The organism is Nitrospirillum karajorum (genome assembly GCF_036348415.1).
GTDB classification, from domain to species: Bacteria; Pseudomonadota; Alphaproteobacteria; order Azospirillales; family Azospirillaceae; genus Nitrospirillum; species Nitrospirillum amazonense_B.
In genome coordinates, this window is sequence record NZ_JAZBQB010000003.1 from 2,022,488 (window position 1) to 2,047,371 (window position 24,884).

General features: G+C 67.6%; 20 protein-coding genes. 7 read left to right on the forward strand and 13 right to left on the reverse strand.

The features are described 5' to 3' along the window. Positions 1-55 precede the first annotated feature (55 nt). Entirely contained in the window at positions 56-1,081 is a 1,026-nt protein-coding gene (locus UCD39_RS23100) for an aldo/keto reductase (RefSeq protein ID WP_330498050.1), read from the forward strand. Positions 1,082-1,238: 157 nt separating this feature from the next. Here the strand turns inward: UCD39_RS23100 and ychF are convergent, their stop codons facing one another. From ychF to gloB, 4 genes are all read right to left on the reverse strand, one after another. Then, a complete protein-coding gene (gene ychF, locus UCD39_RS23105; RefSeq protein WP_330498051.1) occupies positions 1,239-2,336 on the reverse strand; it encodes a redox-regulated ATPase YchF in 1,098 nt (365 codons plus the stop codon). A 73-nt stretch (positions 2,337-2,409) separates the two neighbouring features. Next, on the reverse strand, positions 2,410-2,886 hold the full coding sequence (locus tag UCD39_RS23110) for a cupin domain-containing protein (RefSeq protein ID WP_330498052.1): 477 nt from the start codon (positions 2,884-2,886) through the stop codon (positions 2,410-2,412). 19 nt (positions 2,887-2,905) lie between these two features. After that, positions 2,906-3,511 (reverse strand): glutathione S-transferase N-terminal domain-containing protein, encoded by a 606-nt coding sequence (locus UCD39_RS23115; protein WP_330498053.1) that lies wholly within the window; start codon positions 3,509-3,511, stop codon positions 2,906-2,908. Positions 3,512-3,550: 39 nt separating this feature from the next. Further along, positions 3,551-4,339, reverse strand: coding sequence for a hydroxyacylglutathione hydrolase (gene gloB / locus UCD39_RS23120; protein WP_330498054.1), 789 nt, complete (start codon positions 4,337-4,339; stop codon positions 3,551-3,553). Positions 4,340-4,477: 138 nt separating this feature from the next. Between gloB and UCD39_RS23125 the strand changes: the two genes are divergently transcribed. From UCD39_RS23125 to UCD39_RS23150, 6 genes are all read left to right on the forward strand, one after another. Next, positions 4,478-5,101 (forward strand): hypothetical protein, encoded by a 624-nt coding sequence (locus UCD39_RS23125; RefSeq protein WP_330498055.1) that lies wholly within the window; start codon positions 4,478-4,480, stop codon positions 5,099-5,101. Positions 5,102-5,109: 8 nt separating this feature from the next. Further along, complete coding sequence (locus UCD39_RS23130; RefSeq protein WP_330498056.1) at positions 5,110-5,646, forward strand: hypothetical protein; 537 nt, start codon at positions 5,110-5,112, stop codon at positions 5,644-5,646. Positions 5,647-5,868: 222 nt separating this feature from the next. After that, the gene (locus tag UCD39_RS23135) at positions 5,869-6,354 is read left to right on the forward strand and encodes a hypothetical protein (protein WP_330498057.1); all 486 of its coding nucleotides are present in this window, start codon (positions 5,869-5,871) and stop codon (positions 6,352-6,354) included. 151 nt (positions 6,355-6,505) lie between these two features. Next, on the forward strand, positions 6,506-6,880 hold the full coding sequence (locus tag UCD39_RS23140) for a c-type cytochrome (RefSeq protein ID WP_330498058.1): 375 nt from the start codon (positions 6,506-6,508) through the stop codon (positions 6,878-6,880). Between the two features lie 207 nt (positions 6,881-7,087). Continuing rightward, complete coding sequence (locus tag UCD39_RS23145; RefSeq protein ID WP_330498059.1) at positions 7,088-8,947, forward strand: autotransporter domain-containing protein; 1,860 nt, start codon at positions 7,088-7,090, stop codon at positions 8,945-8,947. A gap of 104 nt (positions 8,948-9,051) precedes the next feature. Then, on the forward strand, positions 9,052-9,555 hold the full coding sequence (locus UCD39_RS23150; protein WP_330498060.1) for a hypothetical protein: 504 nt from the start codon (positions 9,052-9,054) through the stop codon (positions 9,553-9,555). A gap of 132 nt (positions 9,556-9,687) precedes the next feature. On the opposite strand, the gene UCD39_RS23155 is transcribed toward UCD39_RS23150, so the two are convergent. From UCD39_RS23155 to recN, 9 genes are all read right to left on the reverse strand, one after another. Beyond that, complete coding sequence (locus UCD39_RS23155; RefSeq protein ID WP_330498061.1) at positions 9,688-12,066, reverse strand: efflux RND transporter permease subunit; 2,379 nt, start codon at positions 12,064-12,066, stop codon at positions 9,688-9,690. Between the two features lie 68 nt (positions 12,067-12,134). Beyond that, on the reverse strand, positions 12,135-13,187 hold the full coding sequence (locus UCD39_RS23160) for a WD40/YVTN/BNR-like repeat-containing protein (RefSeq protein WP_330498062.1): 1,053 nt from the start codon (positions 13,185-13,187) through the stop codon (positions 12,135-12,137). A 108-nt stretch (positions 13,188-13,295) separates the two neighbouring features. Further along, on the reverse strand, positions 13,296-15,521 hold the full coding sequence (locus tag UCD39_RS23165; protein WP_330498063.1) for a DUF1302 domain-containing protein: 2,226 nt from the start codon (positions 15,519-15,521) through the stop codon (positions 13,296-13,298). A 238-nt stretch (positions 15,522-15,759) separates the two neighbouring features. Further along, on the reverse strand, positions 15,760-18,774 hold the full coding sequence (locus UCD39_RS23170; RefSeq protein WP_330498064.1) for an EAL domain-containing protein: 3,015 nt from the start codon (positions 18,772-18,774) through the stop codon (positions 15,760-15,762). Positions 18,775-18,900: 126 nt separating this feature from the next. Beyond that, positions 18,901-19,299, reverse strand: a complete 399-nt coding sequence (locus UCD39_RS23175; protein ID WP_145729636.1) for a hypothetical protein — start codon at positions 19,297-19,299, stop codon at positions 18,901-18,903. A 63-nt stretch (positions 19,300-19,362) separates the two neighbouring features. Continuing rightward, a complete protein-coding gene (locus tag UCD39_RS23180) occupies positions 19,363-19,782 on the reverse strand; it encodes a VOC family protein (protein WP_330498065.1) in 420 nt (139 codons plus the stop codon). Positions 19,783-19,896: 114 nt separating this feature from the next. Further along, positions 19,897-20,679: a GIN domain-containing protein gene (locus tag UCD39_RS23185; RefSeq protein WP_330498066.1), complete on the reverse strand. Its 783-nt coding sequence runs from the start codon at positions 20,677-20,679 to the stop codon at positions 19,897-19,899. A 182-nt stretch (positions 20,680-20,861) separates the two neighbouring features. Beyond that, positions 20,862-23,120: an NAD-dependent DNA ligase LigA gene (ligA, locus tag UCD39_RS23190; protein WP_330498067.1), complete on the reverse strand. Its 2,259-nt coding sequence runs from the start codon at positions 23,118-23,120 to the stop codon at positions 20,862-20,864. A 54-nt stretch (positions 23,121-23,174) separates the two neighbouring features. After that, positions 23,175-24,857, reverse strand: coding sequence for a DNA repair protein RecN (gene recN, locus UCD39_RS23195; RefSeq protein WP_330498068.1), 1,683 nt, complete (start codon positions 24,855-24,857; stop codon positions 23,175-23,177). Positions 24,858-24,884 lie beyond the last annotated feature (27 nt).

The following is a 24,884-nucleotide window of genomic DNA, read 5'->3' on the forward strand; positions in this document are numbered from 1 at the left end:
CCGCCCACACGCCTGGGCCGCGTCGCACCCACCCGTTTTTCCAAAGGAATCAACGATGCAGCAGCGCTTTCTCGGCATGCCCGGCGGTGCCCAAGGTCTTGCCACCTCCGCCCTCGGTCTCGGCTGCATGGGCATGTCCGGCATGTATGGCCCCAGCGACCGCTCCGAAAGTGTCGCCACCCTGCATGCCGCCATGGACGCCGGCATGGTCCTGTTGGACACCGGCGACTTTTACGGCATGGGCCATAATGAGATGCTGATCGGCGATGCCTTGGCCGATGCCGGCTTCACCCGCGCCCACCAGCGCGATGAGGTGCAGATCAGCGTGAAGTTTGGTGCCCAGCGTGACCCGGCCGGAAACTGGATCGGCTTCGACGCGCGCCCCTCGGCAGTCAAGACCGCGCTGTCCTATACTCTGCAGCGCCTGCGGGTGGACCATATCGACATCTATCGTCCGGCTCGCTTGGACCCCAACGTTCCCATTGAGGACACGGTGGGGGCCATCGCCGATATGGTGAAGGCAGGCTACGTCCGCCACATCGGCCTGTCTGAGGTGGGTTCCGACACATTGCGCCGCGCTGCGGCTGTCCACCCCATCGTCGACCTGCAGATCGAATATTCCCTGATCTCTCGCGGTATTGAGCGGGACATCCTACCCACCTGCCGCGACCTTGGCATCGGCATCACCGCCTATGGCGTGCTGTCGCGCGGCCTGATCAGCGGGCACTGGAACAAGGAGTGGGAGAGCAAGGGCGCCGACTTCCGCGCCCACAGCCCCCGTTTCCAGGGGGAAAACCTGGACCATAACCTGGCCCTGGTGGAGGAACTGCGCCGCGTGGCGGCGGAGAAGGGCGTCAGCGTCGCCCAGATCGCCATCGCCTGGGTGTTAGCCCAGGGCCAGGACATCGTTCCCCTGATCGGCGCCCGCCGCCGCGACCGGCTGGCGGAATCGCTGGGGGCTTTGGACGTGACCCTGACGCCGGACGACTTGGCTGCCATCGAACGGGCGGTGCCCAAGGATAGTGCCGCCGGCGATCGCTACAATGCGCACGCCATGGCCTCGCTGGACAGCGAGCGCTGAAAACAGGAAGGGCGGCTGGGTCACCCCGGCCGCCCTTTTTCATTTCGTTCGCGTAACCAAGCTGTGCAGCTAAGGGTTCCTGTTCCTAAACTCTCTAGGACCCTAAACTCTCTAGGAAGGCACGGCCCCGGATGGGGCCGCCCGCCGCTTCAGGGCATCAAACGTTAAACCGGAAATGGAAGATGTCGCCGTCGTGGACGACGTATTCCTTGCCTTCGATGCGCAGCTTGCCGGCATCCTTGGCGCCGGTTTCGCCGCCCAGGGTGATGTAGCTGTCGAAGTCCACCGTCTCGGCCTTGATGAAGCCCCGTTCGAAGTCGGTGTGGATGACGCCGGCGGCCTCGGGGGCCTTGGCGCCGCGGCGCACGGTCCAGGCGCGCGCTTCCTTGGGGCCGACGGTGAAGAAGGTCAGCAGGTTCAGTAGGCCGTAGCCGGCGCGGATCAGGCGGTTCAGGCCCGGCTCCTCCAACCCCAATGAGGACAGGTACTCGGCCTTGTCCTCATCGCTCAGCTGCGCCAGTTCCGATTCGATGGCGGCGGAGATGACAACCGACACGGCACCCTGGGCCTTGGCCATCTCGGCCACCTTGGCCGACAGGCTGTTGCCGGAGGCGGCGGACGCCTCCTCAACGTTGCAGACGTACAGCACGGGCTTGGCCGTCAGCAGCTGCAACTGGCGCCAGTATGGGCGCTCCTCCTCCGACACCTCGGACACGCGGGCGGGCTTGCCATCGCGCAGCACGACCAGCGCCCGTTCGATCAGGTCGGCGAAAATCTTGGATTCCTTGTCGCCGCCCTTGGCCTTCTTCTGCAGCGCGGGCAGGCGCTTCTCTAGGCTGTCCATGTCAGCCAGCATCAGCTCGGTCTCCACCGTCTCCGCGTCGCGGGTGGGGTCGATGGAGCCTTCGACGTGGGTGATGTCGCCATCCTCGAAGCAGCGCAGCACATGGACGATGGCGTCCACCTCGCGGATGTTGGCCAGGAACTGGTTGCCCAGGCCTTCACCCTTGGAGGCGCCGCGCACCAGGCCGGCGATGTCCACGAACTCCAGCTGGGTGGGGACGGTCTTCTGCGACTTGGCGATGGCCGCCAACTTGTCCAGGCGCGGGTCGGGCACGCCGACGCGGCCCACATTGGGCTCGATGGTGCAGAAGGGGTAGTTGGCCGCTTCCGCGGCCGCCGTGCTGGTCAGCGCGTTGAACAGGGTCGACTTGCCGACATTGGGCAGGCCGACGATGCCGCAATTGAATCCCATGGGAATACTCTAGATGTAAGGGGCCGCTTTGGCCGCGTTTATCAGGCAAAGACGGCCGGATTGCAAACCGCCGTTACGCAGATCCGCCATCGGCGGGATGGCCGTTCCCAGGCGCCCAGCCGGCGGGCGCCATCTCGAACGCCTGGAACTCGAACGCCGGGGCCACGGTGCAGCCGACCAAGGTCCACGCGCCCAGGGATTCGGCCGCCTGCCACTGCCCGGCCGGAACCACGCCTTGGGGCCGCTGGCCGGCGATCAGGTTGGCGCCCAGCGCCAGATCGGCCGTGGCCAGGCCATCGGCCGACAGCGACAGGCGCAGGGGGGCGCCGGCATGCCAGTGCCATACCTCGTCCGCGTCCAGCACCCGGTGCCAGTGCGACCGCTCCCCGGCCTTCAGCAGGAAGTAGATGGCGGTGGAGCTGCCCCGGCCACCCTCCGCTGGGGCATGGCGGTAGGTTTCCACATAGTGCCCGCCCTCGGGATGGGGCTTGAGGCCCAGCAGGCGGATGATGCTGTCTGCGTCCAGGGCGGCATCCAGGGCGGCGTCCAAGGAGGTGGGCTCCATCGGCTCAGCCCCGCGGCGGCACGGTCAGGCGGAAGCTCTCCCGGTCCGACGCCTGGGCGAACCAGGTGGCCAGTTTGGGCGCCCGCTCACGCCAGTGGTCGCAGTCCCAGCGCAAGTCCAGGTAGGCGAGGGCGATCAGCACCGACAGGGTGCCGATGGTCAGGCCCTGCAGCTGGTCGACTTCGGCCTCCAGCAGGTCCACGGCACGGATCATGGCCTGGCGCTGGCGTTCCGTCCAACTGGCGGAACGCAGGTTCTCCGGCCGCAGGCCCTCCATGCGGCGCAGGATGGCGGCGTCGCATATGCCGTCGGCGATGGCCTGCTGCCGCAGCGCCAGCCAGCGCGCCGGCCCCGCGGCTGGGAACAGGGGCTGGCCCACCGTGCCCAGGCTGTCCAGGTACTCGGCGATGACCGGGCTGTCGAATAGGGTCAGGCCGTCATCCGTCACCAGGGTGGGGATCTTGCCCAGGGGGTTCAGGGTCGGCACCACCGTTTCCGGCGACCAGACATCGGTTGGCGACAGGTCGATCCGGGATGCCAGTCCCCGCTCATGGGCGACCATCAGCGCCTTGCGCACGAAGGGGGACGTCTGGCTGTAGAAGAGCTTCATGAGGCGGGCTTTCGGGAAAGGCTGGAACGCAAGGGCTTCTTATCCCCGGAAATCGTCTTTCCGGCGGCGGATTTCGGCGAAGACGGCCACCGGGTCGCCACCCGCCAAACCCACGGCGGCGGCCAGGGCGGGCAGGTCGGCGCGCAGGAAGGGGTTCGTCGCCCGTTCCACAGCCAGCGTGGTGGGCAGGGTGGGGCGATCATTGGCGCGCAGGGCGGTGACCTCCCTCATGCGGGCCGCCAGGTTGGTGTTGTCCGGCTCCAGCGTCAGGGCGAAGCGGCCGTTGCCGGCGGTGTATTCGTGGCCGCAATAGACGGTGGTTTCCGGCGGCAGGACGCGCAGCCGGGTGAGGGAGCGCCACATCTGCGCCGGCGTGCCCTCGAACAGGCGGCCACAGCCCATGGAGAACAGCGTGTCGCCGGAAAACAGCACCGCGTCCTCCGGCCCATGGAAGGCGATGTGACCCCGGGTGTGGCCGGGCACGTCGATGCCGATGAAGGGGCAGGCACCCACGGTGAAGCTTTCCCCATCCGCGATGGCGCGGTCGATGCCGGGGATGCGGTCGCGGTCGGCGGCGGGGCCGACGATGGCGGCGCCATAGCGGGCCTTCAGCTCCAGGTTGCCGCCGACATGGTCGCCGTGGTGGTGCGTGTTGATGATCAGGTCCAGGGTCCAGCCGCATCGCTCCAGCGCCGCCGTCACCGGGGCGGCCTCGGCCGGGTCGACGACCGCCACCGTGCCCGTGGCGCCGCAGCGCAACAGGTGGATGTAGTTGTCGCTGAGGGCGGGGATCAGGGCGACGTCCAGGCGGGGTGGGGTCTGTGTCATGGGCGCAAACCTATCGCAGCGTGGCATGTAATGCTAATCCTTGCGGCAGGCGCCCGCGCCATCGCTTGACAGCGCCGCGGCGCCGGGATTGCCTACAAGGGAAAGCCCTTTGCAACCATATCTGAACCGAAACGGCTCATGAGCGATCTGCTGACGGCGGTGGCGATCTTTATGATGGTGGCGGGGCTGTCCTACCTCGCCGCCCTGGCCGTTTCCCATCTGGTCGAACGCCACCTGCACCTCAGCGAAGGGGTGGACCGGGTGGATGAGCGCTTTCAGGAGGCGAACATCCTGCACCGCAAGTTCGAGGACCGGGGCGCCAAGATCATGCCCCGCGTCGCCCGTCTGGACAATACGCTGAAGTCCGCCCGCCGCCAGAACTACATGTCCACCCGCCGCGTCGCGGATTTGGAGGCCAGGCGCGACCAGTTGATCCGCGTGCTGGGGGAGGAGGAGGCATTCTCTCGCCCTGGTCGTCCCGCCCGCCATTTCGTGGCGGCCGTCATCAACCGTCACGTGCAACGAGCCGTTCTGGAGCAGAAGGAGGTGCTGGGCCTGTCGCGCAGCTGGGCGCGCACCCAGAACGTCCACGCCTGGGCCCCCAACGCCGGTGACGCCAAGACCCTGGTGGAGAGCTATTACCCCCATTCCATGGGCTTCCACATCATCGAGATCCGCGAGCCGTCGCAGGACGCTCCGGGGGACGAGGAGGGCGATCAGGTCATGCTGGACGAGGTGGATGCCTCGCCCGCCCGGTCCTAAGCCCGCCCATGTCCATCAGCTTTTCCCTGCTGTTCGGTATCGCCGCCGGTCTCACCGCCGCGGGACAGGTGGCCAGCACCACGGCGCGGCGCATCCGGCGCATGCGGCGTGACACCCGCGCCCGCCGCACGCAGGTGGAGGAGCTGTTCCAGGCCGTGCGCGCCAAGGCCAAGCTGACCCTGGATCTGAAGCGCGAGGAGCGCAAGATGACGGCGGAGCTGGAGCAGTTGCGCAGCAGTGTCACGGAACATGACCGCCTGGCCGAGGCTCGGCGCGCGGATGAGGCCCTGCTGTATGTCTATGACGAGCGCCGCATGCCCAATGACAGCGGCTTCACCGTCACCATCAGCCATTCCAATTTTCAGATGGTGTCGCGGGGCGCGCCGGAGCAGGTGGTGACGTCCTGGCGCCTGGGGCGTCGCTATCTGGTGTGGGCGTCCAGCGCCAAGCTGGCCGTATCCAAGACCTTGCAGCGCTTCCCGCCCGAGCGGGGCTACGCGGTCAAGGGCGGAGAACCCTATCCCAGTGACCCGGAAGAATTGTAGGGCGGATGGTGCGGGATGACGCGGGGCGATGCGTCGCCTTGCGGTGGGTGTGTGACCGCCCCGAACGCCCCGGCATGGTCCCAGCCTCGCCCGCCTTCTGCCGCAATCCCGGTGTTGAATAAGACCATCAACGGTCGCTTCCCCCCACGCTCCCACCAATGGTGGCCGCCAATCGGGGTAGGGGCCGGCCAGATGTTCCTCCTTCGGGATCAGCGTGACGCCATGTTGCTCAAGACAGTCTTCCTTCCCCTAACCGCTGCGGGCTTTGGCGCCGTGGCCGGGTTGTGGGACCTGACGTCCGCCAGCCTGGACGGCACCTTGGTCATGCTGGCCCTGGCGGGCTTCCTATTGGCCGTGGCTGCGCCCCGGCAATGGGGCGTGTGGGTCCTGGTCATCGGCGTGGGCGTGTTGCTGGCCCATTTGGTGACGCCCGCGCGTCCCGGCATGCTGTTCGATCTGACGGTGGTGTCCGGCTTGGTGGCGGGTGCTGTGGCCCTGTTGCCGGCGGCGGTGGGAGCGGTGGTGGCCCTGGCCCTGCTGTGGGTCCTGCGCCCCACGCTCTCGCCCGCCACCCTGTCCCCGGCCACCCTGGCCCACCGGGGCGCGGACGCCGCCCGCCGCATGGCCGGCCGGGTGGCAACCTTTAACGGCAGTTCCCTGGGTGTCAGTCACTTGGGCGGGCGGCCCAGCCTGGACGCCGGCGACTGACGCTCCGCACCATCCGGTGGACGTCTGGAATGGTGCCAGGGATTGTACCCAGGGCGTTGGTTGACAGCGTCATCGCGCACCCCCTACGGTCACGCCGCCCCCGCCGCCGCAGGGTGGGGATGGACACACGCAACGCCGTAGGGACCCTCCCATGAAAATTGCCGCCGCCGTCGCCTTCCTGGCCGTCGCCGTCGCCGGTTCCGCCGCCGCCGATCCGGCCGGTGATCCCGTGAAGGGTGAAAAGGTCTTTCGGCGCTGCAAGGCCTGCCACAGCGCCGAAAAGGATGGCGCCGACAAGCTGGGCCCCAACCTGTGGGGCGTGGTCGGCCGCGTCTCCGGCAGCAAGGACGGCTTCAACTACTCCCCCGCCATGAAGGGCGCCGGCAAGACCTGGGATGCCGCCACGCTGGACACCTACCTGACCAACCCACGGGCCTTGGTCCCGGACAACCGCATGGCCTTCCCCGGCCTGCCCAACGCCCAGGACCGCGCGGACGTGATCGCCTATCTGTCGACCTTGAAGTAAGCGCCGGTATCCGGTCCGGGCCCCGATGGGTCAGGGCCGGATCGTTGCAGTCGCGCGACTGCTGCCGCCGCGACACAACCGGGGACATTCGCCGGAATGTGACTTTTGATCCCTTGACGGCAGGGGATGCTTTCATGGGACTCTGCCTCCGCGTCAAGAACGAGCAGGCCGCCTGAACGGCCCGCCGTGGAGGGATAGAGGGAGCCCATGACCAGCCGGATGTTACGCACGACCACCGCCATGGCGGTGGCGATGATGGCGTCTTTCGTCGGTTTCACCGCGCACGCGCAGCAATATTCCGCCGGCATCGTCTTCGGCGACAGCCTCAGCGATCCGGGCAACCTGGTGCCGCTGGGCCTGGCCCCGCCGCCGCCCTATTACAACGGCCGCTTTTCCAACGGGCCGTTGTGGGATGAAAAGGTGGGCGCGCTGATCGGCGGCGTGCCGTTCAAGAGCTACGCCTATGGCGGCGCGCGCTCGACGGCCGAGCGGCCCATCGACTTCCTGAACCAGATCAACGCCTTCCTGGCGGCCAAGCCGACCATTACCAGCAGCCAGCTGTATTCCCTGTGGATCGGCGCCAACGACTATTTCCAATACGCCACCAGCGGCTCCTCCGTCGATGCCGCGACCGAGGCGGCCACGGTCGTGGGCAACATCGGCACTGGCGCCAGCAAGCTGATCGCCGCCGGCGCCCGGAATTTCCTGATCTTCAACCTGCCCAACCTGGGCAACACCCCCTCCATCTCGGCGCAGGGGGCGACGGCGGCGCTGCAGGCCAACCAGCTGACGGCCATCCACAACGCCGACGTGCTGAACCTGACCAAGAGCCTGAACGGCACCAGCGGCGCCCGGGTCATCCTGGTGGATGTGAACACCATCTTCAGCATGATCCAGGCCAACCCGTCGGCCTATGGCATCACCGACGCCACCCATTCCTGCCTGCTGGGTGGCAAGGCCACGGGGTACTGCACCGCGTCCAACATCAACACCATGCTGTTCTGGGACGACGTGCACCCCACCACCACCGGCCATACCCTGGTGGCGGAATATGTGGCGGGCACCCTGACCACCGTGCTGCAGGCGCCGCAAGCCGCCGTGGCGGCCACGCAGCTGAACTTCATCGCCGATGACGGCATGACCGGCGCCGTCCGCGCCCGTCTGAACGGCATCCGCTCCGGCACTGCGGTGGCCGGCGTCGGTGGCGGCATGGGGACCGGCACGTCGACAGGGCGCGACGGCCGTGTCGGCGTCTTCCTCTACGGCAACTACGGCACCGGTGACCGTCAGGCCATCGACGGCCAGATGGGCTATAATTACGACAGCTACACCGGCGCGCTGGGCGTGGACTACCGGGTGTCGGACTTCGTCACCACCGGCATCGCGCTGGGCTATGGCGACAACCGCATGCGCTTCCAGAACAATTTCGGGAAGGATGAGCTGCACGCCTACAACCTGATGGCCTACGCCACCGCCACCATGGGTTCGTTCTACGCCGACGGCATGATCACCTACGGCTATGACGAATTCACCCAGATGCAGCGCCAGACCGGCTTCGCGCCGCAGCCCTGGGGTAACGCGACGCCCAACGGCACGACCTATGGCGCCAGCCTGTCGGGCGGGTACAGCGTCACTCTGGGCAACGTGGCCCTGGGGCCCACGGCGGGCCTGCGCTACACCCGCGCCAGCATCCACAGCTACACGGAAAAGGATGCCGGCGCCCTGGCGATGAGTGTGCCGGACTTCGATGCCGAAAGCTTCCGCGCCCAGGCGGGTGGGCAGCTGGCCGTTCCCTTCGTGATGGGGGACGTGGTGGTGGCACCGCAGATCCAGGCCGGCGTGCAGCATGAGTTCCTGAACTCGGGCCGCATCTTCCAGGCCACCCTGCCGGGCGGCCAAGTGGCGGAGACGAATGGGGGCGCCGGCAAGCGCACCTCCTACTATGGTGGTGGCGGCATCGCCATCCAGGCCAACGGCTTCAACGTCGCCGTCTCCTACCAGGGGACGTTCGACAATGGCGACCGCACCGACCATGCCGTCATGGGCCATATCCGCGTCGGCTTCTGAGTCCAGAAGGACAGCGCAAGGTTGACTGAAGGCGCGGGATATTCCCGCGCCTTCTTTGTTGCTACCCTGGCGGTCAGGACAAGGACGCCAGGGAGGATAAGCTTATGTCCCGTTTACGTTTTCCCCTGGGCCTGGCCGCCTGTGCCCTGGCTGTGCCCTTGGTGGTGGGCGCCGGCCCTCTGCCCGGCGCTTCCGCTGCCACTAACGCCGCTCAGGCGATCCTGGACGCCGACCGCGCCTTCGCCGCCAAGGCGCGGGAGGTCGGGGTGGGGGCCGCGTTCCAGGCCTTCGCCGCCGATGAGGTCACCCTGCTGAACCGTCCCCAGGCCAAGGTGGACAGGGCGGCGCTGGCCACCCTGTTTCCCGCCGGGCTGGAGCTGGAATGGGCGCCGGAGGATGCCGCCATCTCCGCCGACGGCACCCTGGGCTATAGTTGGGGCAAGGCCCGCTCCCGCTTCACGAAGCCGGACGGCACGGTGGTCGAGCGCCCACCCGTGCGCTACGTCACCGTCTGGCGCCGGGCGACCGGGGATGCCCCCTGGCGCTTCATCCTGGACGGCGGCACGGTCGATCCGGAATGGGAGGCGGCGCAGTCGAAGGCGCAGTAAAGGTGCCGAAAACGAAAGCTCCGTCGGACGTAGCTTCAGGCCTGCGACTGCAGGCCCCGGAGTGAGCACCGCAGGGTGGAACGAGGATAGCCAAGCCAGCGGATGCTGGCGCCGGCGCCTGAGGCAAACGATCTAGTGCGCCGCGAAGGTCCGCTTCTGCGCGCGCTTGACCTCGCCCTCGAACAGGCGGGGGAACAGGCGATAGAGCGTGGCGGCGATGGCGGGCAGCAGGATGATGGCGCCCAACATGTTGGCGATGAAGACGAAGGTCAGCAGTTCGCCCATGTTGGCCTGGAACTTCAGGGCGGAGAAGGACCAGGTGGCGACGCCCACCGCCAGGGTGAGGGCGGTGAACAGGATGGAGCTGCCGGTTTCCTGCAAGGTCTTGTAGTAGGCCTCGGCGAAGCCCAGGCCATGCTTCAGGTAGGATTGCAGGCGGTTGAAGATGTAGAGGCCGTAGTCCACGCCGATGCCCACGCCCAGGGCGGTGACCGGCAGGGTGCTGGTCTTGAGGCCGATCTTCAGCTCGGCCATCAACGCGTCGCACAGCACCGAGACGACGATCAGGGGCAGGACGGTGGCGATGGTGCCGACGACGGAGCGGAAGGTGATGGCGCAGAACACCAGCACGGTGGCGTAGACCCACAGCAGCATGGGCGTCTCGGCCGCCGTCACCGCCTGGTTGGTGGCGGCCATGACGCCGACATTGCCCGTGGCCAGGCGGAAGTGGATCGCCCCCTTGTCACCGGCGTCCGTGCCGTTGGCCTTGTTGTAGGCTTCCACCGCCTTGACCACACGGTCGATGGTCTCAGCCTTGTGGTCCTTGGTGAAGATCATGACGGGCATGACCGAGCAGTCGGCGTTCAGCAGGCCGGTGGACGTCTCGACCGGCGAGACGGCGCGCACCAGCACCTGGCTGTTGCGGGGCAGCACCCGCCAGTTCAGGTTGCCCTCGTTCCAGCCCATGTTGACGGTCTTCATGACCTGGGGCAGCGACAGGGTGGACTGCACGCCATCGACATTGCGGATCCGCCAGGCGAAGTCATCCACCTTCGAGATGACGTTGTAGTCGATGCAGCCGTTGGCCGGCGCCTCGGCGATGACCTGGATGATGTCCACGCCAATGGCGAAGTGGCTGGCGATGAAATCCGCATCCTTGTTGTAGCGGCTGTCCGGCCAAAGCTCCGGCACGCCGGCCTCGGCGTCGCCGATGACGCGGCGGCCGGACTCGTGGTGCGCCCAGGCGAACACGGCCAGGCCGATCATCAGGGCTGGAATGGCGCCCTTGGGCCGGGCGAAGACGGTGAAGACCTTCCACACCGCGTCGAAGCGATCCACCTGGCCCGACACCCGCCGGCGGTAGCTGTCGCCCAGCGACAGGAAGGACAGGGCCACCGGCAGGATGACGAGGTGGGTAACGACGATGATGACCATGCCCACGGACGCCGACAGCGCCAGTTCCTGGATCATCTGGATCTTGACGATGCGGATGGTGAGAAAGGCGATGGCGTCGGCCACCAGGGCGCTGGTGCCCGGCACCAGCAGGCGCTGGAAGCTGATGCGGGCGGCGGAAAAGGCGTCGGCGCCCTTGCCGATCTCCTGCGTGATGGTGCCCACGTTCTGCACGCCATGGCTGATGGCGATGGCGAACACCAGGAAGGGTACCAGGATGGACATGGGGTCCATGGCCAAACCCATCAGCACCAGCAGGCCCAGCTGCCACACGACGGTGACGACCGACAGGGCCAGCAGCACGGCGGTCATACGGAAGGACCGGCCGTAGACATAGACCAGGATGGCGGTGATGACGAAGGCGACGCCGAAGAAGCCGATGACGCCCACCGTGCCGTCGGCCACGTCGCCCATGGCCTTGGCGAAGCCGATGATATGGATCTCGACGGCGTCATCGGCGTACTTGGCGCGGATGGCCTCCAGCTTCTTGGCCACCTCCATGTAATTCAGCTTGGCGCCGGTGCTGGGGTCGCGGTCCAGTAGCTGGATGCTGACCAACGCCGCGGTGAAGTCCTCCGCCACCAGGCGGCCCACCTGGCCGGATTTCAGCACGTTGCCGCGCACCACGTTCAGCCAGTCCGGCGTGGCCTGGAACTCCGCCGGGATGACGTTGCCGCCGCTGAACCCGTCCTCCACGATCTCGATGAAGCGGACGTTGGGGGTGAAGAGCGAGGTGACGCTGGCCCGGTCCACGCCGGGAATGAAGAACACCTCGTCCGTCACCTGCTTCAGCTTGGTGAAGAACTCCGGCGTGTAGATGTCGCCCTTCTTGACGCTCAGCGCCACCACCACCCGGTTGGCCCCACCGAACTCCTTCTGATACTGCAGGAAGGTCTTCATATAGGGGTGTTCTTGCGGCAACTGCTTCTCATAGGCCGTGTCCACCGCCAGGTGGCTGGCCTGCCAGGCGAAGAAGGCAGTGGCCAACGCGAACAGAACCAACACCACCTGCCGGTGGCGGAAGATCACGGCGTCGAGGAAACGGGGCAGGGAGGTCATCGGGCACTCGGGGAAACGGGGAAACCGGAAAGGGCGTAAGCGGCCGGGGAGCCGGATTGTCAGGGGCGTTAGGGCAGCGCGCCCACCAGCTTGGGCCCCTCGTCGCCCAGCAGGACCAGGCTGCCGTCGGCGCCCCGCACCGCGTCGGCCAGCGCCAGGCGATCGGGCCGGTAGCTCAATGTGAAGCCGCCGCCGCCGTCGGCGCTGCTCAACACCGTGCCCAGGGCGCCCACCAGCACGACATGGCCGTCCGGGGTGGCGACCCCGCCCATCAGGCCGGCCTTGGTGCCGGTGTCGATGGACTGCCAGCTTTGGCCGCCGTCGGTGGAACGGAAGGCATGGCCTTGCAGGCCAAAGACCAGGACCGTCTTGTCGTCCACCACCAAGCCGCCGAAGAGCGAGCCCTCATAGGGCAGGGCGCGCTTGGTCCAGGTGTGGCCCTTGTCCGGGCTGGTGTAGACGCCGCCAGCCTCACCCACCACCATGCGGCTGTCGCCGCCGGTGGCGAAGATGGCGTTGAGGTGCAGGTCGTCGTCGGTGATGCGGCGCTTGGTCCAGGTCTTGCCGCCATCGGCCGTTTCCAGGAACAGGCCGTAGGCCCCCACCGCGATGCCATGGTCGGCATCGTCGAACAGCACGTCCATCAAGGGCTGTTCCCAGTCGGGCGCGAAGTTCTGCAGGGTCCAGCTTTCGCCGCCATCGGTCGTGTGCAGGATGGTGGCGTCGTGGCCCACGGCCCAGCCCTGCTTGGCGTCGATGAAGCGCACGCCGGTCAAGGTGGCGTTGGCCGGGGCCGGCACCTGGCGCCAGCTGTGGCCGTTGTCGTCGGACAGCAGGATGTGCCCGCGTTCCCCCACCGCCACCAGCCGCGTGCCCGCCAGCGTGCCGGCCAGGATCAGGGAACGCGGGGCGAGAGGGGCCAGCAGCGCCGGGATGGGGGCATTGGCGGCCGGGGTCTTCGCGGCGATGGGCGCGGTGACCTTGATCGCGGACGATGAGGGGCTGTCGCCGGCCGCCATCTCCCTCGCTCTTAGGTTGTCCCCAGGGGCAAGGCTGAAGGCCAGGACCAGGGACAGGGCGCCGGTGGCAAGCCGGGCGGCGAGGGGGCGGCATCTCATCATTCAAGTCGCCGGCCACCTCTCGGCGGCCGACGCCCATAAAACCGGGAAAGGGATTCTGCTCTGTCACGGACCGCCGGGAAAATCCGGCGGTCCCGTGACGGCGCAGGATTAGAAGGAATACTTCAGGCTGAAGCTGATGAAGTCACGGTCGTTGATCAGGTTGAAGTCACCACCGCCGAAGAAGTTGGTGTAGTTCACATCGGCCGACCACTTGTCCAGGAAGGTGGCGGTCAGGCCCACGGACACGGCCTTGCGGCCATCGATGAAGGTGCCGACGGGCAGCGGCGTGGTGCCGTGGACGTCATGCTCCCACACGATGCGCGGCATCAGGTTGACGCCGCCGATGGCGTTCAAATAGTCGAAGCGGGCGACGATGCGGTAACCCCAGGAGAATTCGGTGCCGAAGCCGCTGGTGGCCACGCTGTCCATGCCGCCCAGGCCCAGGAAGTTGGCGTTGCCGCCCACATTGGTGCCCGTGCCGCTGAAATGCACGCCATCGGGCATGTTGTGCACGATGTCGGCGCCCACCTCGCCCAGCAGGATGACCTGGCTGGCGCCCATCATGGGCGGCAGGTCCTTGGTGAAGGTCATCTGCACCTGGCTGATGTCGTAGCGGCCATAGCCCTGGATGGTGCTGCCGAACAGGCGGGACGCGCTTTGCTCGATTTCCGCCGTCGTCGTGCCCTGGATGCCGCCCAGGCGCTTGATCAGCGCGTTGGTGTTGAAGATGTGGGCGGCGGCGGTGGCCGCCTGCTGGGCACCGGCGGTGGCGCCGGCGGTGCGGCCGGCGGCGGCGCCCTGGGCGGCGCCCGCCGCCTGGGCCGCGGCCAGCGAGGCCGGCCCGCCAGCGGCGGCGATGGCAGCCTGCACCGATGCCTGCACCGGGGCCGGCAGCGAGCTGAAGCTGGTGCCCACCAGGGACGGGGCGGCGACGGACAGGACCCGGTTCACCGCCGTCTGATAGGCGGCGGTGGCCGCGGCGGTGCCCTGGGCGGCACCCTGGGAGGCGCCCAAGGCCGCGCCCTGCTGCGTGCCGGTCTGGATGAAGCCGAAGACCGAGGGTGCGGCCAGCATGGCCTGCAGCACGTCCACGGCGTCATACTGCAAGGGTTGGCCCTGGCGGAACGAGTATTCGCCCTGGATGGCGATGCCTTCAACACTGGTGTTGAAGCTGACGCCGTACATCTTGATGTCGTTGACGTAGTCGGCGTAGTAGCCGCTGTGGTTGCTGAACGTTTCGGGGTTTGAGGCGAAGTCACCGAAGCTGCCCACCTTCACCGACAGGTCCGGCACCCGGTTGTTGTACTTCATGAAGAAGAAGCCGAAGTCGGTGTCGTCCAGTTCCGGTACGGAATAATGGACGCCGAAGCCGAACTGCCCGTCGTCGCGGCCATTGTGGTCGTTCAGGCGCGGCACGTTGGTGCCGAACGGGGCGATGGGGGTGACCTGGCCCAGGATGGGGTTCTTGACGGTGCCGTTGGTCTCGATGGCGCCCTGGAAGGGGCTGTCCTTGGCCAGCGGGTTGCCGAAGGGCAGGGACAGATAGCGAGCGCCCGGTGACAGCGCGTCGTCGCTGCTGAAATAGGTGCCCGCCGGGTCCAGCAGCGTCTTCTCCCATTTGAACTGGTAGAAGGCTTCCAGGCTGAGGTTGTTGGTCAGGCCCAGGTTGGCGCTGATCATCGGCACCGGCAGGAACACTTCCTTCAGTTCCGTGCCGGGCTGGTGCAGCGCCGAGACGTCCACCGGGTTGATGGCGTTGATGCCGTTGGGGATGAAGGTGCTTTCACCCCAGCTCAGCACCTGGTTGCCGAGGCGCATGCTGAGCGAGGTGCCGCCGCCCAGGTCGAAGTTGCCATAGGCGTAGGCGTCCAGCAGCCGGGCGTAGGCCGCCGACTGGTCGCGGGCGGTGGAACTCAGCGTGAAGGCGCCGGTGCGGGCGCCGGCCGTGCTGTTCGCGTCGTTGTTGATGGGGTCGTAGAAGAAGGTCGCGCGGCCGAAGAAGCCGATGTTGTCGTAATCCAGCTTCAGTTCGTTGGTCATGCGGCCGGTGGCCGACACCAGGCCGGTGCCATAGTTCAGGTCGCCGTTGTCCTGGTTGATGGAGGCGGCGTTACCGCCGTTGGCCTTGCCCACCAGGTTCTTGTCACGCTCCTGCACGCGGATCAGGCCGCCGAAGGTCAAGGTGGTATTGAAGCTGCCCTGAAGGTCGCCGGAATTGAAGTCCAGGGCGCGTGCCGGCGTCGACGCGAACAACGACGTGCCCAGCGCGGCAACGCTGACGCCCGTCAGAATACGAGATTTCAGGCACGACTTTCCAAAGACGTTCGCCACCATGCGTCTTTCCTCCCTGCACGTTATTTTTTGAGACGCGGCCGTTCCTGGCATTCCTGTCAGGGACCGTGTCCAGCCTCTCTGGGCAAAGCGTCGGTTTTCCCGTTCGGCTCGTCAAGCATTGATGAGCCGGATCAAGGGATTCCGGGGCGAATAGGGCAAATCTGCAACGCCGTTCAACTCGGATTCCGAGGGGCGGGCAGGGGTGTTTGGAGGGTTGCCAGTAGGCGTCAAGCCGGGTTCAGGAGGCCACCGCCTGCATCTTTGTCGGCTTCAAAAAAGTTTTGCAGAAGTCGTCCGCGGGCCGCGGTTTTGAGAAGAAGAAGCCCTGAAGCTGGTCGCATTGGTGCCGGCGCAGGAAGTCCAGCTGCTCTTCCGTCTCGATTCCCTCCGCCACAACCGTCAGGCCCAACTGCCGTCCCATGGCGATGATGGTGGCGGCGATGGCGGCGGTGTCGGTGTTCGACGTGGCCTCCGACACGAAGGACCGGTCGATCTTCAGCGTGGTGATGGGCAGCCGGCGCAGATAGGACAGCGAGGAATAGCCCGTGCCGAAATCGTCAATGGCGATGGAGATGCCCTGCGACCGCAATTCAGCCAGGGTGTCGGCGATGTAGGCCAGGTTGGACATCATCGCCGTTTCGGTGATCTCCAGCTCCAGGAACTCCGGCCCCACGCCATACTCCTGCAGCAGCTGGCGCACCCGTTCCGCGAACTGGCCGGACGACAATTGGCGGACGGAGACGTTGACCGCCACGGGCAGGGGTTGCAGTCCCTGCTCCTGCCAGGTGCGGATCTGGGCCAGGGCGGTGCGCATCACCCATTCGCCGATGGGTACGATCAGGCCGTTCTCCTCCGCCATGGGGATGAAGCGGGCGGGGGAAACCGAGCCCATCTCCGGGTGGTTCCAGCGGATCAGGGCCTCGGTGCCCACCGGATTCAGCGTTTCCAGGTCGATCTTGGGCTGGTAGTGCAGGCTGAACTGGTTGAGGTCCAGGGCTTCCCGCAGCGCGTGCTCCATGGACAGGCGGGCCACCGCCTCCTCGTTCATGCGCGGGGTGAAGAACTGATAGCTGTTGCCGCCCGCCGCCTTGGCGTTGTCCATGGCGGTGGCGGCGTCGCGCAGCAGGGCGTCTGTGTCCGTGGCGTCGCCCGGGAACAGGCTGATGCCGATGGACGTGGTGATGAACAGCTGCTGGCCGTCGATGGCGAAGGGCCGGGTCAGGCCCACCAGGATGGCCTCGGCGATGCGGGCGGCCACCTGCGGCTCCGGCAAATCCTCCGCGATCACCATGAACTCGTCGGCCCCCATGCGGCCCACCGTGTCGGCGGCGCGTACGCAGGACACCAGGCGCTGGCCCAGGGCGCGCAGCAGCTTGTCGCCCACCTGGCTGCCCAGGCTGTCATTGACCAGCTTGAACCGGTCCAGATCCATGACCAGCACGGCGACGGAGGTGCCCTTGCGGGCGCCGTGGGCGATGGCGTGCTGCAACCGGTCCTGCAGCAGGGTGCGGTTGGCCAGACCGGTCAGGGGGTCGTGGGTACTGACGTACAGCAGCTGCTCCTCGAAGCGCTTGCGGTCGGTCACGTCCGTCATGGTGCCGGTGAAGCGCATGGGGCGGCCCCGCTCGTCCCGGATGGCCAGGCCGCGCGCCTCGATCCACAGCCAGCTGCCATCGCTCTTGCGCAGGCGGAAGACGCTGAGATAGTCGCCGCTTTCCCCAGACAGATAGCGCTCGATGGTGCTCATGGTCGCCGGCGCGTCGTCGGGGTGCAGCAGCGCTTCCAGCGGCTTGTCGTGCCAGGGGCTGGCGCCGCCAGGATAGCCCAGCATCTCCAGGAACTCCGGGCTCCACCACGTCAGGCCGGTGGCGAAGTCGGCGTCGAACACGCCGGAGCGGGTGGCGCTGACGGCCTGCTTCAGCCGCTCTTCGCTTTCCCGCAAGGCCCGTTCCGACCGTTTGCGCTGGGTGATGTCCTGGACGACGCAGATGGCGGTGCGACGATCGCCCAACCGCATCTGGCTGACGCCGAAGGCCATGGCGAAGGTGGTGCCGTCCTGCCGGCGGCCCTGCACCTCCGCCCGCTGCTCGCCGCCATGGCTGCCCCCCTGGCGGCGCAGGCAGGCCATCAGTTCCGTCGAAACGCGCGGCCAATCCTCATCGGCGATGAAGCCAACGAAGGGCTGGCCCGCCGCCTGGCCCGGCTCATAGCCGAACAGCAGGTGGGCCGCGCGGTTCATGGTGGCGACCCGCAAATCCTCATCCAGGGTGATGATGCCAACGGCCACGTTGTCCATGATGCCGGACAGGTGCGTCTCCCGCTCGCGCAGGCGGGCCTCCACCCGTTCGCACTCCACCAGCGCCCGGTCGAATTCCAGCAGCAGGTCGTTGGTGGTGCGGGCCAGCAGGCCCAGCTCGTCATCGGCATGCTGCGGGGGCACGGTCAGCAGCACATCGGCCGGACGGCGGGCATCCACCGCGGCGATGCCGTGGGTCAGCCGCAGGAAGGGCTTGGACAGCGAGATGTAGAAGACCACGACCAGGATCAGGGCCAGGGCCACCGTCCACACCAGGCCGACGCCCAGCACGATGGCGGAACGACGGAAGAAATCCAGCGCGATCAGGTAGCGGTCGACGCTGACCTTCAGCACGCCCACGTTCTGGTTATGGCGCTCGATCACCAGCTGGATCGAGAAGGTCTTCTCTTGCGGCAGCAGGATCTCCGCCAGCCATTTCAGCCCACCTTCCGCTTCCGGCCGGTCCTTGGCGGCCAACTGGTTGCCGAAGTCCTCATAGATCACGGCGTGATACAGCGGCCGGTATTCGAACAAGCCGGTCAGCACCCGTTCCGCCAGCGCCTGGTCGAAGGCGTAGGCCGCCTCCGCCGCCGGCTGGCGCGCCGTGCTCAGCACCTGTTGCACCAGCTGATCGGTCTGCTGCTCGACATTGAACAGGTCATAGGTGATCTGGGCGGTGTTGAGGATGACGCCCAGCGCCAGGGTCAGCAGCGCCGTGTTGCGCGCCTGCTTGTACGAGAGGCGCTTGCGCAGCGGCAGCCGCCCCTTCCCGCCGTCGCCGCCCTTGCCGTCCGTCTCCGTGCCTGTACCGGTGTGTTGGGGGTCCGTGTGTTGGGAAGCCGTGTCCTGGGGGCGCGCTCCATCGCGGGGGGCGCCGTTGGTGACGGCGTGCGCGGTACCGAACCGCGCCAGGATGCGGGACGACGACGGTGCCTCGGAGGACGGTGGGGGCGTCATGCCAACCTTCTGGTCACGGGGCGTTCACGGGCGGCGGGGGCGGCGACACCGCCCCTGGGTCGACCTTAAGACTTATGGGGGGCCGGAGTCTCGCACTTCCGTATGATTGACCCGCTGGGATAGGTGTCAGCGACCCTCCACGATGTTGCGGAAAATCTTGAGCCATTCGTCCGCGGTAGCCCGTTTGCGGAAGCTGACGACAAGGGGTTGGGGGAAGCGGCGCGCCCGGAGGGTCATCTCGAAATGCTGGTCCTTGGCCTGGTAGCGCCAAGCCGTCAGATCCTTGGCCGCCAGCAGCACGGGTGGTCGTCCGCCCAGGCCCTTGCCGATCACCGCGACTAGCCCGCGCGCCTCATCGGCGGCGATGCCGGTGCCCTCATGCGCGTGGCGTTCGGTGATGGTGAAACCGTCCAGCGCGTCGAAGCGGCGGAAAATCTCCCCCTCCGACGGGCCACGCGTCGCTAGCCAGGCGACCAGCGCCAGGACCAGCCCCACCCCCATGACGGTCAGCACGATCAACAGCATGGGGTATGGATAGAATGAACGGGCGCCCCCCCGCAACCCTGCGCTGCGGGGGGCGCCTTTCCCTTACCAGGACCCGGTGTTGGGCATGGAGACCCAGGGCTCCTGCGGGGGCAGGGCGTCGCCGGCCTGCAGCAGCTCGATCGAGATCTGGTCGGGGGAGCGGACGAAGGCCATGTGGCCATCGCGCGGCGGGCGGTTGATGGTGACGCCCGCGTCCATCAGACGCTGGCACGTGGCATAGATGTCATCCACGGCGAACGCCAGATGGCCGAAGTTGCGGCCGCCGGTATAGACCTCCGGATCCCAGTTCCAAGTCAGCTCGACCTCCGACTCCGGGGAGCCGGGGGCGGCCAGGTAGACCAGGGTGAAGCGGCCCTTCTCGTAATCGCGGCGGCGCACCAGTTCCAGCCCCAGCTTGTTGACGTAGAAGTCCAGCGAGGCGTCCAGGTCGGTGACGCGGACCATGGTGTGCAGGTATTTCATCGACGCATTCCCGGATGATGGCGTGTGCGCCGACCTTAGGCCCTTGGCCTCAAAGACGAAAGCCCACCGGTTTCCCGGCGGGCTTTTTCCGATGGCACCGGGGTGGAGCCTGGCTCAGCGACCGTTGCGGATATGCACCTGACCGGACCCGTGCTGACTGATGGACTGGTTGGTGGCGACCCCGTCCAGGGTGAAGTCGCCCGAACCGGCGATGTCCACCGACAGGGGGTCGGCCTTGCCGGCATGAATGGTGACGTTGCCGCTGCCGTGGATTTCAGCCGACACCGCGCCGTTGACCGAGGCCATGTCGACATTGCCCGAACCGCTGATCTCCAGCGACACCGCGCCGCTCGTCTTGCCGGTGCGCACTTTGCCGGAGCCTTTGATCTCCACCGAGACGGCCTTGGCGACGTCGCCCACGGTGATGTCGCCACTGCCTGTCACGTCCAAAGCGGCCGCCTGCACCCGTCCCACGGTGATGGAGCCGGAGTGCAGATCCGCCACCGCCAAATCGGCGTTCAAGTCACCGGCGGTCAGGTCCCCGACGAAATCATCGACCGACAGGGCGGTGCCGGCGGGCAGGGTGACGCTGACCTTCATGAAGTCGCGGTCGCTGTAGTGTTCGCGGTGGCGGTGCTCCTGCTCCACCTTGGCCTTGTCGCCCTCGCTATGGAAGGACAGTCGGCTCACCTGGTCATCATCGCCGGTGGCGGTGACGGAGATCTCCTTGGCGGAGGATGACACCGTGATCTCGACATGGGCCACCAGGCCCTCCAGCTCCAGCGTGCGGCCATGCAGGGTCTGCGGGCCGACGTTGGCGGCTTGGGCCGGGATGGCCAAGGGCAGCGTGGACAGGACGACGAAGGCGGCGGCCAAGTGGTGGGGCATACGAAACATGGAACGGGATTCTCCCTCACGGATGGGTCCGGGGCCCGGATGTCGTCCGGGCAATCGACCCCCTTTACGCAAGGGGTATGCCAATGCCGCAGCCTACGGAAAGCCTAGGAGGAGAGTCCAGGATCGGCAAATAAACGGCGATTTAATCGCCGTTCAGGCCAATAGCATGGCGAATCTCGCGACTATTCCGACGTGGCGCTTTTGCCGCTGATGAGGTCCACCCACTCCTGTTCCGTCAGGATGGTCAGGCCCAGGTCGCGTGCCTTGGTGGCTTTTGAGCCCGCGTCGGCACCGACGACGACATAGTCGGTCTTGGCGCTGACGGAACCCGCGACCTTGGCGCCCAGGCTTTCCGCCTTGGCCTTGGCCTCGCTGCGGCCCATGGTTTCCAGCGTGCCGGTGAACACCACGGTCTTGCCCACCACGGGGGACCCGGTGGTGCTGGGCCGCTGGTAGGTCTCCACGGTGATCTGGGCCAGCAGGCGGTCCAGCAGGGCGCGGTTATGCTCTTCGCGGAAGAAGGCCATCATGTCGTCGGCCACGCCCACGCCGATCTGCTCGATGGCGCACAGCTCGGCATAGGCCTCGCCCACCAGTTCCGGCTTGCGCTCGGTGGGCTGGGCCGCCCGTTCCTCCGCCGCCTTGATCATGGATTCCTGCCAGTGGTCCACCGTCAGGTAGTGGCGGGCCAGCAGCTTGGCCGTGGCCTCGCCCACCTGGCGGATGCCCAGGGCGTAGATCAGACGGTCCAGGCCGATGGTGCGGCGGGCCTCGATGGCGGCGAACAGCTTTTCCACCGACTTCTTGCCGAAGCCGGTCATGGTGACGATGCGGTCCAGCCGCTCGTCTTCCCGCTTTTCCAGGGTGAAGATGTCGGCGGGTTCGCGGATGCGCCCCTGGCTGAAGAACAGCCGCATGCGCTCGATGCCCAAGCCCTCGATGTCGAAGGCCAGGCGGCTGGTGAAGTGGATGAGGCGCTCCACCGCCTGCGCCGGGCAGATCAGGCCACCGGTGCAGCGGCGCACCACGCCGTCGGGCTCGGCCGCCGTTTCAATGGACTCGCCCGGCGGGGCTTCGGCCGCGTCCGTTCCGCCTTCCACGGCGGCCGTTTCCGCCGCCATGTCCGCCTTCTCGGCGGTGGAACGCACGGCCAGGCTGCCGCAGGCGGGGCAATGGGTGGGAAATTCATAGGGCTTGGCGTCGGCCGGGCGCAGGGACGCCACCGAACTCACGATCTGCGGGATGACGTCGCCGGCGCGCTGGACGATGACCGTATCGCCCACTCGCACGTCCTTGCGGCGGATCTCATCCTCGTTGTGCAGGGTGGCGCGGGAGACGACGACCCCGCCGACGGTGATGGGCTCCAGCTCCGCCACCGGGGTCAGGGCGCCGGTGCGCCCCACCTGGATGCTGATGGCCTTGAGGATGGTCTGCGCCTGTTCCGCTGGATATTTGTGCGCCGTCGCCCAGCGCGGCGTGCGGGTGCGGAAACCCAGGCGTTCCTGCAGATCCAGCCGGTTCACCTTGTAGACCACGCCGTCGATGTCGAAGGGCAGGGTGGCCCGCTGGGCGCCAATGGCACGGTAATAGTCCAGCAGCTCGTCCGCCGTGCGACACAGGCGCGAGGGCTCACTGAGGGTGAAGCCCAGCTCGGCCAAGCGCTGGCGGCTTTCCGACTGGGTGGCGCCCAGCGGTTCCGACAGCTCCCCCCAGGTATAGGCGAAGAAACGCAGGGGCCGGCCGGCGGTTATGCTGGCGTCCAACTGGCGCAAGGACCCGGCGGCGGCGTTGCGTGGATTGGCGAAGACTTTCTCGCCCTTCTCCGCCTGGGCCTTGTTGAGCGCCAGGAAGTCCTCGCGCCGCATATAGACCTCGCCCCGCACCTCCAGGACGGCCGGGGCCCCTTTTCCGGAAACTGGGCCCGTCAGCGTGTTGGGGATGTCGCCGATGGTGCGCACGTTGGCGGTGACGTCCTCGCCCTCCGCCCCGTCGCCGCGCGTGGCGGCCTGCACCAGCCGGCCGTCCTCATAGCGGATGGACAGGGACAGGCCATCGATCTTGGGTTCCGCGACGAAGTCCAGCGGGGCCTCGTCATCCAGCACCAGGAAGCGGCGGATGCTGGCGACGAAGTCGGTGACGTCCTCATCCTCGAAGGCGTTACCCAGCGACAGCATGGGCACCCTGTGCTTCACCTTGCCGAAGCCGGCGGCTGGGGCGGCCCCCACCGTGGCCGTGGGGCTGTGGGCGCCGGCCAACGTCGGGAAATGCTTCTCCAGGGCCGCCAGGCGCTTTTCCAGCGCGTCATACGCGGCGTCGGAAATCTCCGGCGCGTCCTTCTGGTAATAGAGGGCGCGGTGGTGCGTGATTTCCGCCACCAGGCGGGCGTGTTCCGCCTGGGCATCCTCAGGCGTCAGGGTGTCGATGGCTTGCGTGGCGGCCATGGCATGTACTCAGGCAGAGGCGAGGGGGCAAGGGCGGAGAGAGGGGCGCCGGGCTCAGCCGGCGGCCATCAGTTCGGACGCGGCGGCGCGGGCGGCGGCGGTGATCTCGGCGCCCGACAGCATGCGGGCGATCTCCTCCCGCCGCTCCTCGGGCGATAGCATGACCACGTCGGTGGTGGTCTTGCCGGCGGCCACGCGCTTGCGCACGTTCAGATGCTGCTGGCCGCGCGCCGCGACCTGCGGGCTGTGCGTCACCACCAGCACCTGGACACCGGCTCCCAGGCGGGCCAGGCGTTCGCCCACGGCGTTGGCCACGGCGCCACCGATGCCGGTGTCGACCTCGTCGAACACCAGGGTGGGCACGGTGCCGACCTGGGCCAGGATGACCTTCAGCGCCAGCATGAAGCGGGCGAGTTCGCCGCCCGACGCGATCTTGGCCAGGGGCCCCGGCGGGGCGCCCGGGTTGGTGGCGACGGTGAAGGCCACGCGGTCGCCGCCGCCAGGTCCCCAGTCGGCCTCCGCCACCGCCTCCACGGCGGTGACGAAGCGGGCCCTGTCCAGCTTCAGCGGCGCCAGTTCGGCCATCACGGCCTTGTCCAGTTTGCCCGCGGCCTTGCGCCGCTCCTCCGTCAGGGCGGCGGCGGCGGTGGCATAGGCCTGCTTGGCCTCGGCGGCGTCCTTGGCCAGGCGGGTCAGCAGGTCGCCCTGATCCTCGATCAGCGACAGCCGACGGGCGAAGTCGGCGCGCAAGGTCGCCAGGCCGGCCACGGCGATGCCGTGCTTGCGGGCGCAGGCGCGCAGGGCGAACAGCCGTTCCTCCAGCTTTTCCAGGCTGGCGCCATCATGGTCCATGTCGCCAGCCATGACCTGGAGCGTGCGCGCGGCCTCCCCGATCTCGGCGGCGGCCTGGTCCAGTACGGCGATCAGCGGGTCCAGCTGGCCGGCGGCCTTGTCGGCCACGCGGGTCAGGTGGCGCAGGGCGTTGGCGAGGGCGCGTTCCGCCCCACGCTCGCCGGAGATTTCGCCGGCCGCCCCCGTCAACGCCTCCACCAGCTTTTCCCGGTGCATCATGACGGCGCGCTTTTCCGCCAGCGCCTCTTCCTCATTGTCCTTGGGGTCCAGCGCGTCCAGCTCGGCCAGCGCGTGGCGGACGTAGTCCTCCTCCTCGCGCGCCCGGGCGGCCTCGCGGTCGGCGTCGGCCCGCGCCGTTTCCGCCGCCTGCCAGGCGCGGTAGAGCGCGGTCAGGGCGGCGCGCTTCGGCGCCAGCCCGGCGTAATCGTCCAACAGGTCGCGGTGGGTCAGCGGGTTCAGCAGGCCATGGGTGTCGAATTGGCCGTGCACCTCCACCAGCGTCTCGCCGATCCGGCGCAACAGCGCCACGCCAACCGGCTGGTCATTGATGAAGGCGCGGGAGCGGCCATCGGCGGTGACGGTGCGGCGCAAGACCAGCGTGGTGTCGGCGTCCAGATCCTGTTCACGCAGCAGGGTCAGCGCGGGGTGGCTGTCGCCGCCCTTGGCGAAGGCGCCAAGATCGAACTCCGCCACCACCGTCGCCTGGTCGGCGCCGTGGCGCACCAGGCCGCTGTCGCCCCGGCCGCCCAGCGCCAGGCCCAGCGCGTCCAGCAGGATGGACTTGCCGGCGCCGGTCTCGCCGGTCAGCACGCACAAGCCTTGGCCGAACGACAGGTTCAGCCGTTCGATCAGGACCACGTCACGGATCGAGAGGGACGCCAGCATGGCACTCACCCGGTTTTGCGAGCCTTG

Coding starts and splice junctions, on each gene's coding strand:
- UCD39_RS23135 (WP_330498057.1), top strand. CDS start 5,869: ATGTTGCTCAAGACAGTCTTCCTTCCCCTAACCGCTGCGGGCTTTGGC.
- ychF (WP_330498051.1), bottom strand. CDS start 2,336: ATGGGATTCAATTGCGGCATCGTCGGCCTGCCCAATGTCGGCAAGTCG.
- UCD39_RS23160 (WP_330498062.1), bottom strand. CDS start 13,187: ATGATGAGATGCCGCCCCCTCGCCGCCCGGCTTGCCACCGGCGCCCTG.
- gloB (WP_330498054.1), bottom strand. CDS start 4,339: ATGACACAGACCCCACCCCGCCTGGACGTCGCCCTGATCCCCGCCCTC.
- UCD39_RS23150 (WP_330498060.1), top strand. CDS start 9,052: ATGTCCCGTTTACGTTTTCCCCTGGGCCTGGCCGCCTGTGCCCTGGCT.
- UCD39_RS23145 (WP_330498059.1), top strand. CDS start 7,088: ATGACCAGCCGGATGTTACGCACGACCACCGCCATGGCGGTGGCGATG.
- recN (WP_330498068.1), bottom strand. CDS start 24,857: ATGCTGGCGTCCCTCTCGATCCGTGACGTGGTCCTGATCGAACGGCTG.
- UCD39_RS23185 (WP_330498066.1), bottom strand. CDS start 20,679: ATGTTTCGTATGCCCCACCACTTGGCCGCCGCCTTCGTCGTCCTGTCC.
- UCD39_RS23165 (WP_330498063.1), bottom strand. CDS start 15,521: ATGGTGGCGAACGTCTTTGGAAAGTCGTGCCTGAAATCTCGTATTCTG.
- UCD39_RS23180 (WP_330498065.1), bottom strand. CDS start 19,782: ATGAAATACCTGCACACCATGGTCCGCGTCACCGACCTGGACGCCTCG.
- ligA (WP_330498067.1), bottom strand. CDS start 23,120: ATGGCCGCCACGCAAGCCATCGACACCCTGACGCCTGAGGATGCCCAG.
- UCD39_RS23155 (WP_330498061.1), bottom strand. CDS start 12,066: ATGACCTCCCTGCCCCGTTTCCTCGACGCCGTGATCTTCCGCCACCGG.
- UCD39_RS23140 (WP_330498058.1), top strand. CDS start 6,506: ATGAAAATTGCCGCCGCCGTCGCCTTCCTGGCCGTCGCCGTCGCCGGT.
- UCD39_RS23125 (WP_330498055.1), top strand. CDS start 4,478: ATGAGCGATCTGCTGACGGCGGTGGCGATCTTTATGATGGTGGCGGGG.
- UCD39_RS23175 (WP_145729636.1), bottom strand. CDS start 19,299: ATGCTGTTGATCGTGCTGACCGTCATGGGGGTGGGGCTGGTCCTGGCG.
- UCD39_RS23115 (WP_330498053.1), bottom strand. CDS start 3,511: ATGAAGCTCTTCTACAGCCAGACGTCCCCCTTCGTGCGCAAGGCGCTG.
- UCD39_RS23170 (WP_330498064.1), bottom strand. CDS start 18,774: ATGACGCCCCCACCGTCCTCCGAGGCACCGTCGTCGTCCCGCATCCTG.
- UCD39_RS23100 (WP_330498050.1), top strand. CDS start 56: ATGCAGCAGCGCTTTCTCGGCATGCCCGGCGGTGCCCAAGGTCTTGCC.
- UCD39_RS23130 (WP_330498056.1), top strand. CDS start 5,110: ATGTCCATCAGCTTTTCCCTGCTGTTCGGTATCGCCGCCGGTCTCACC.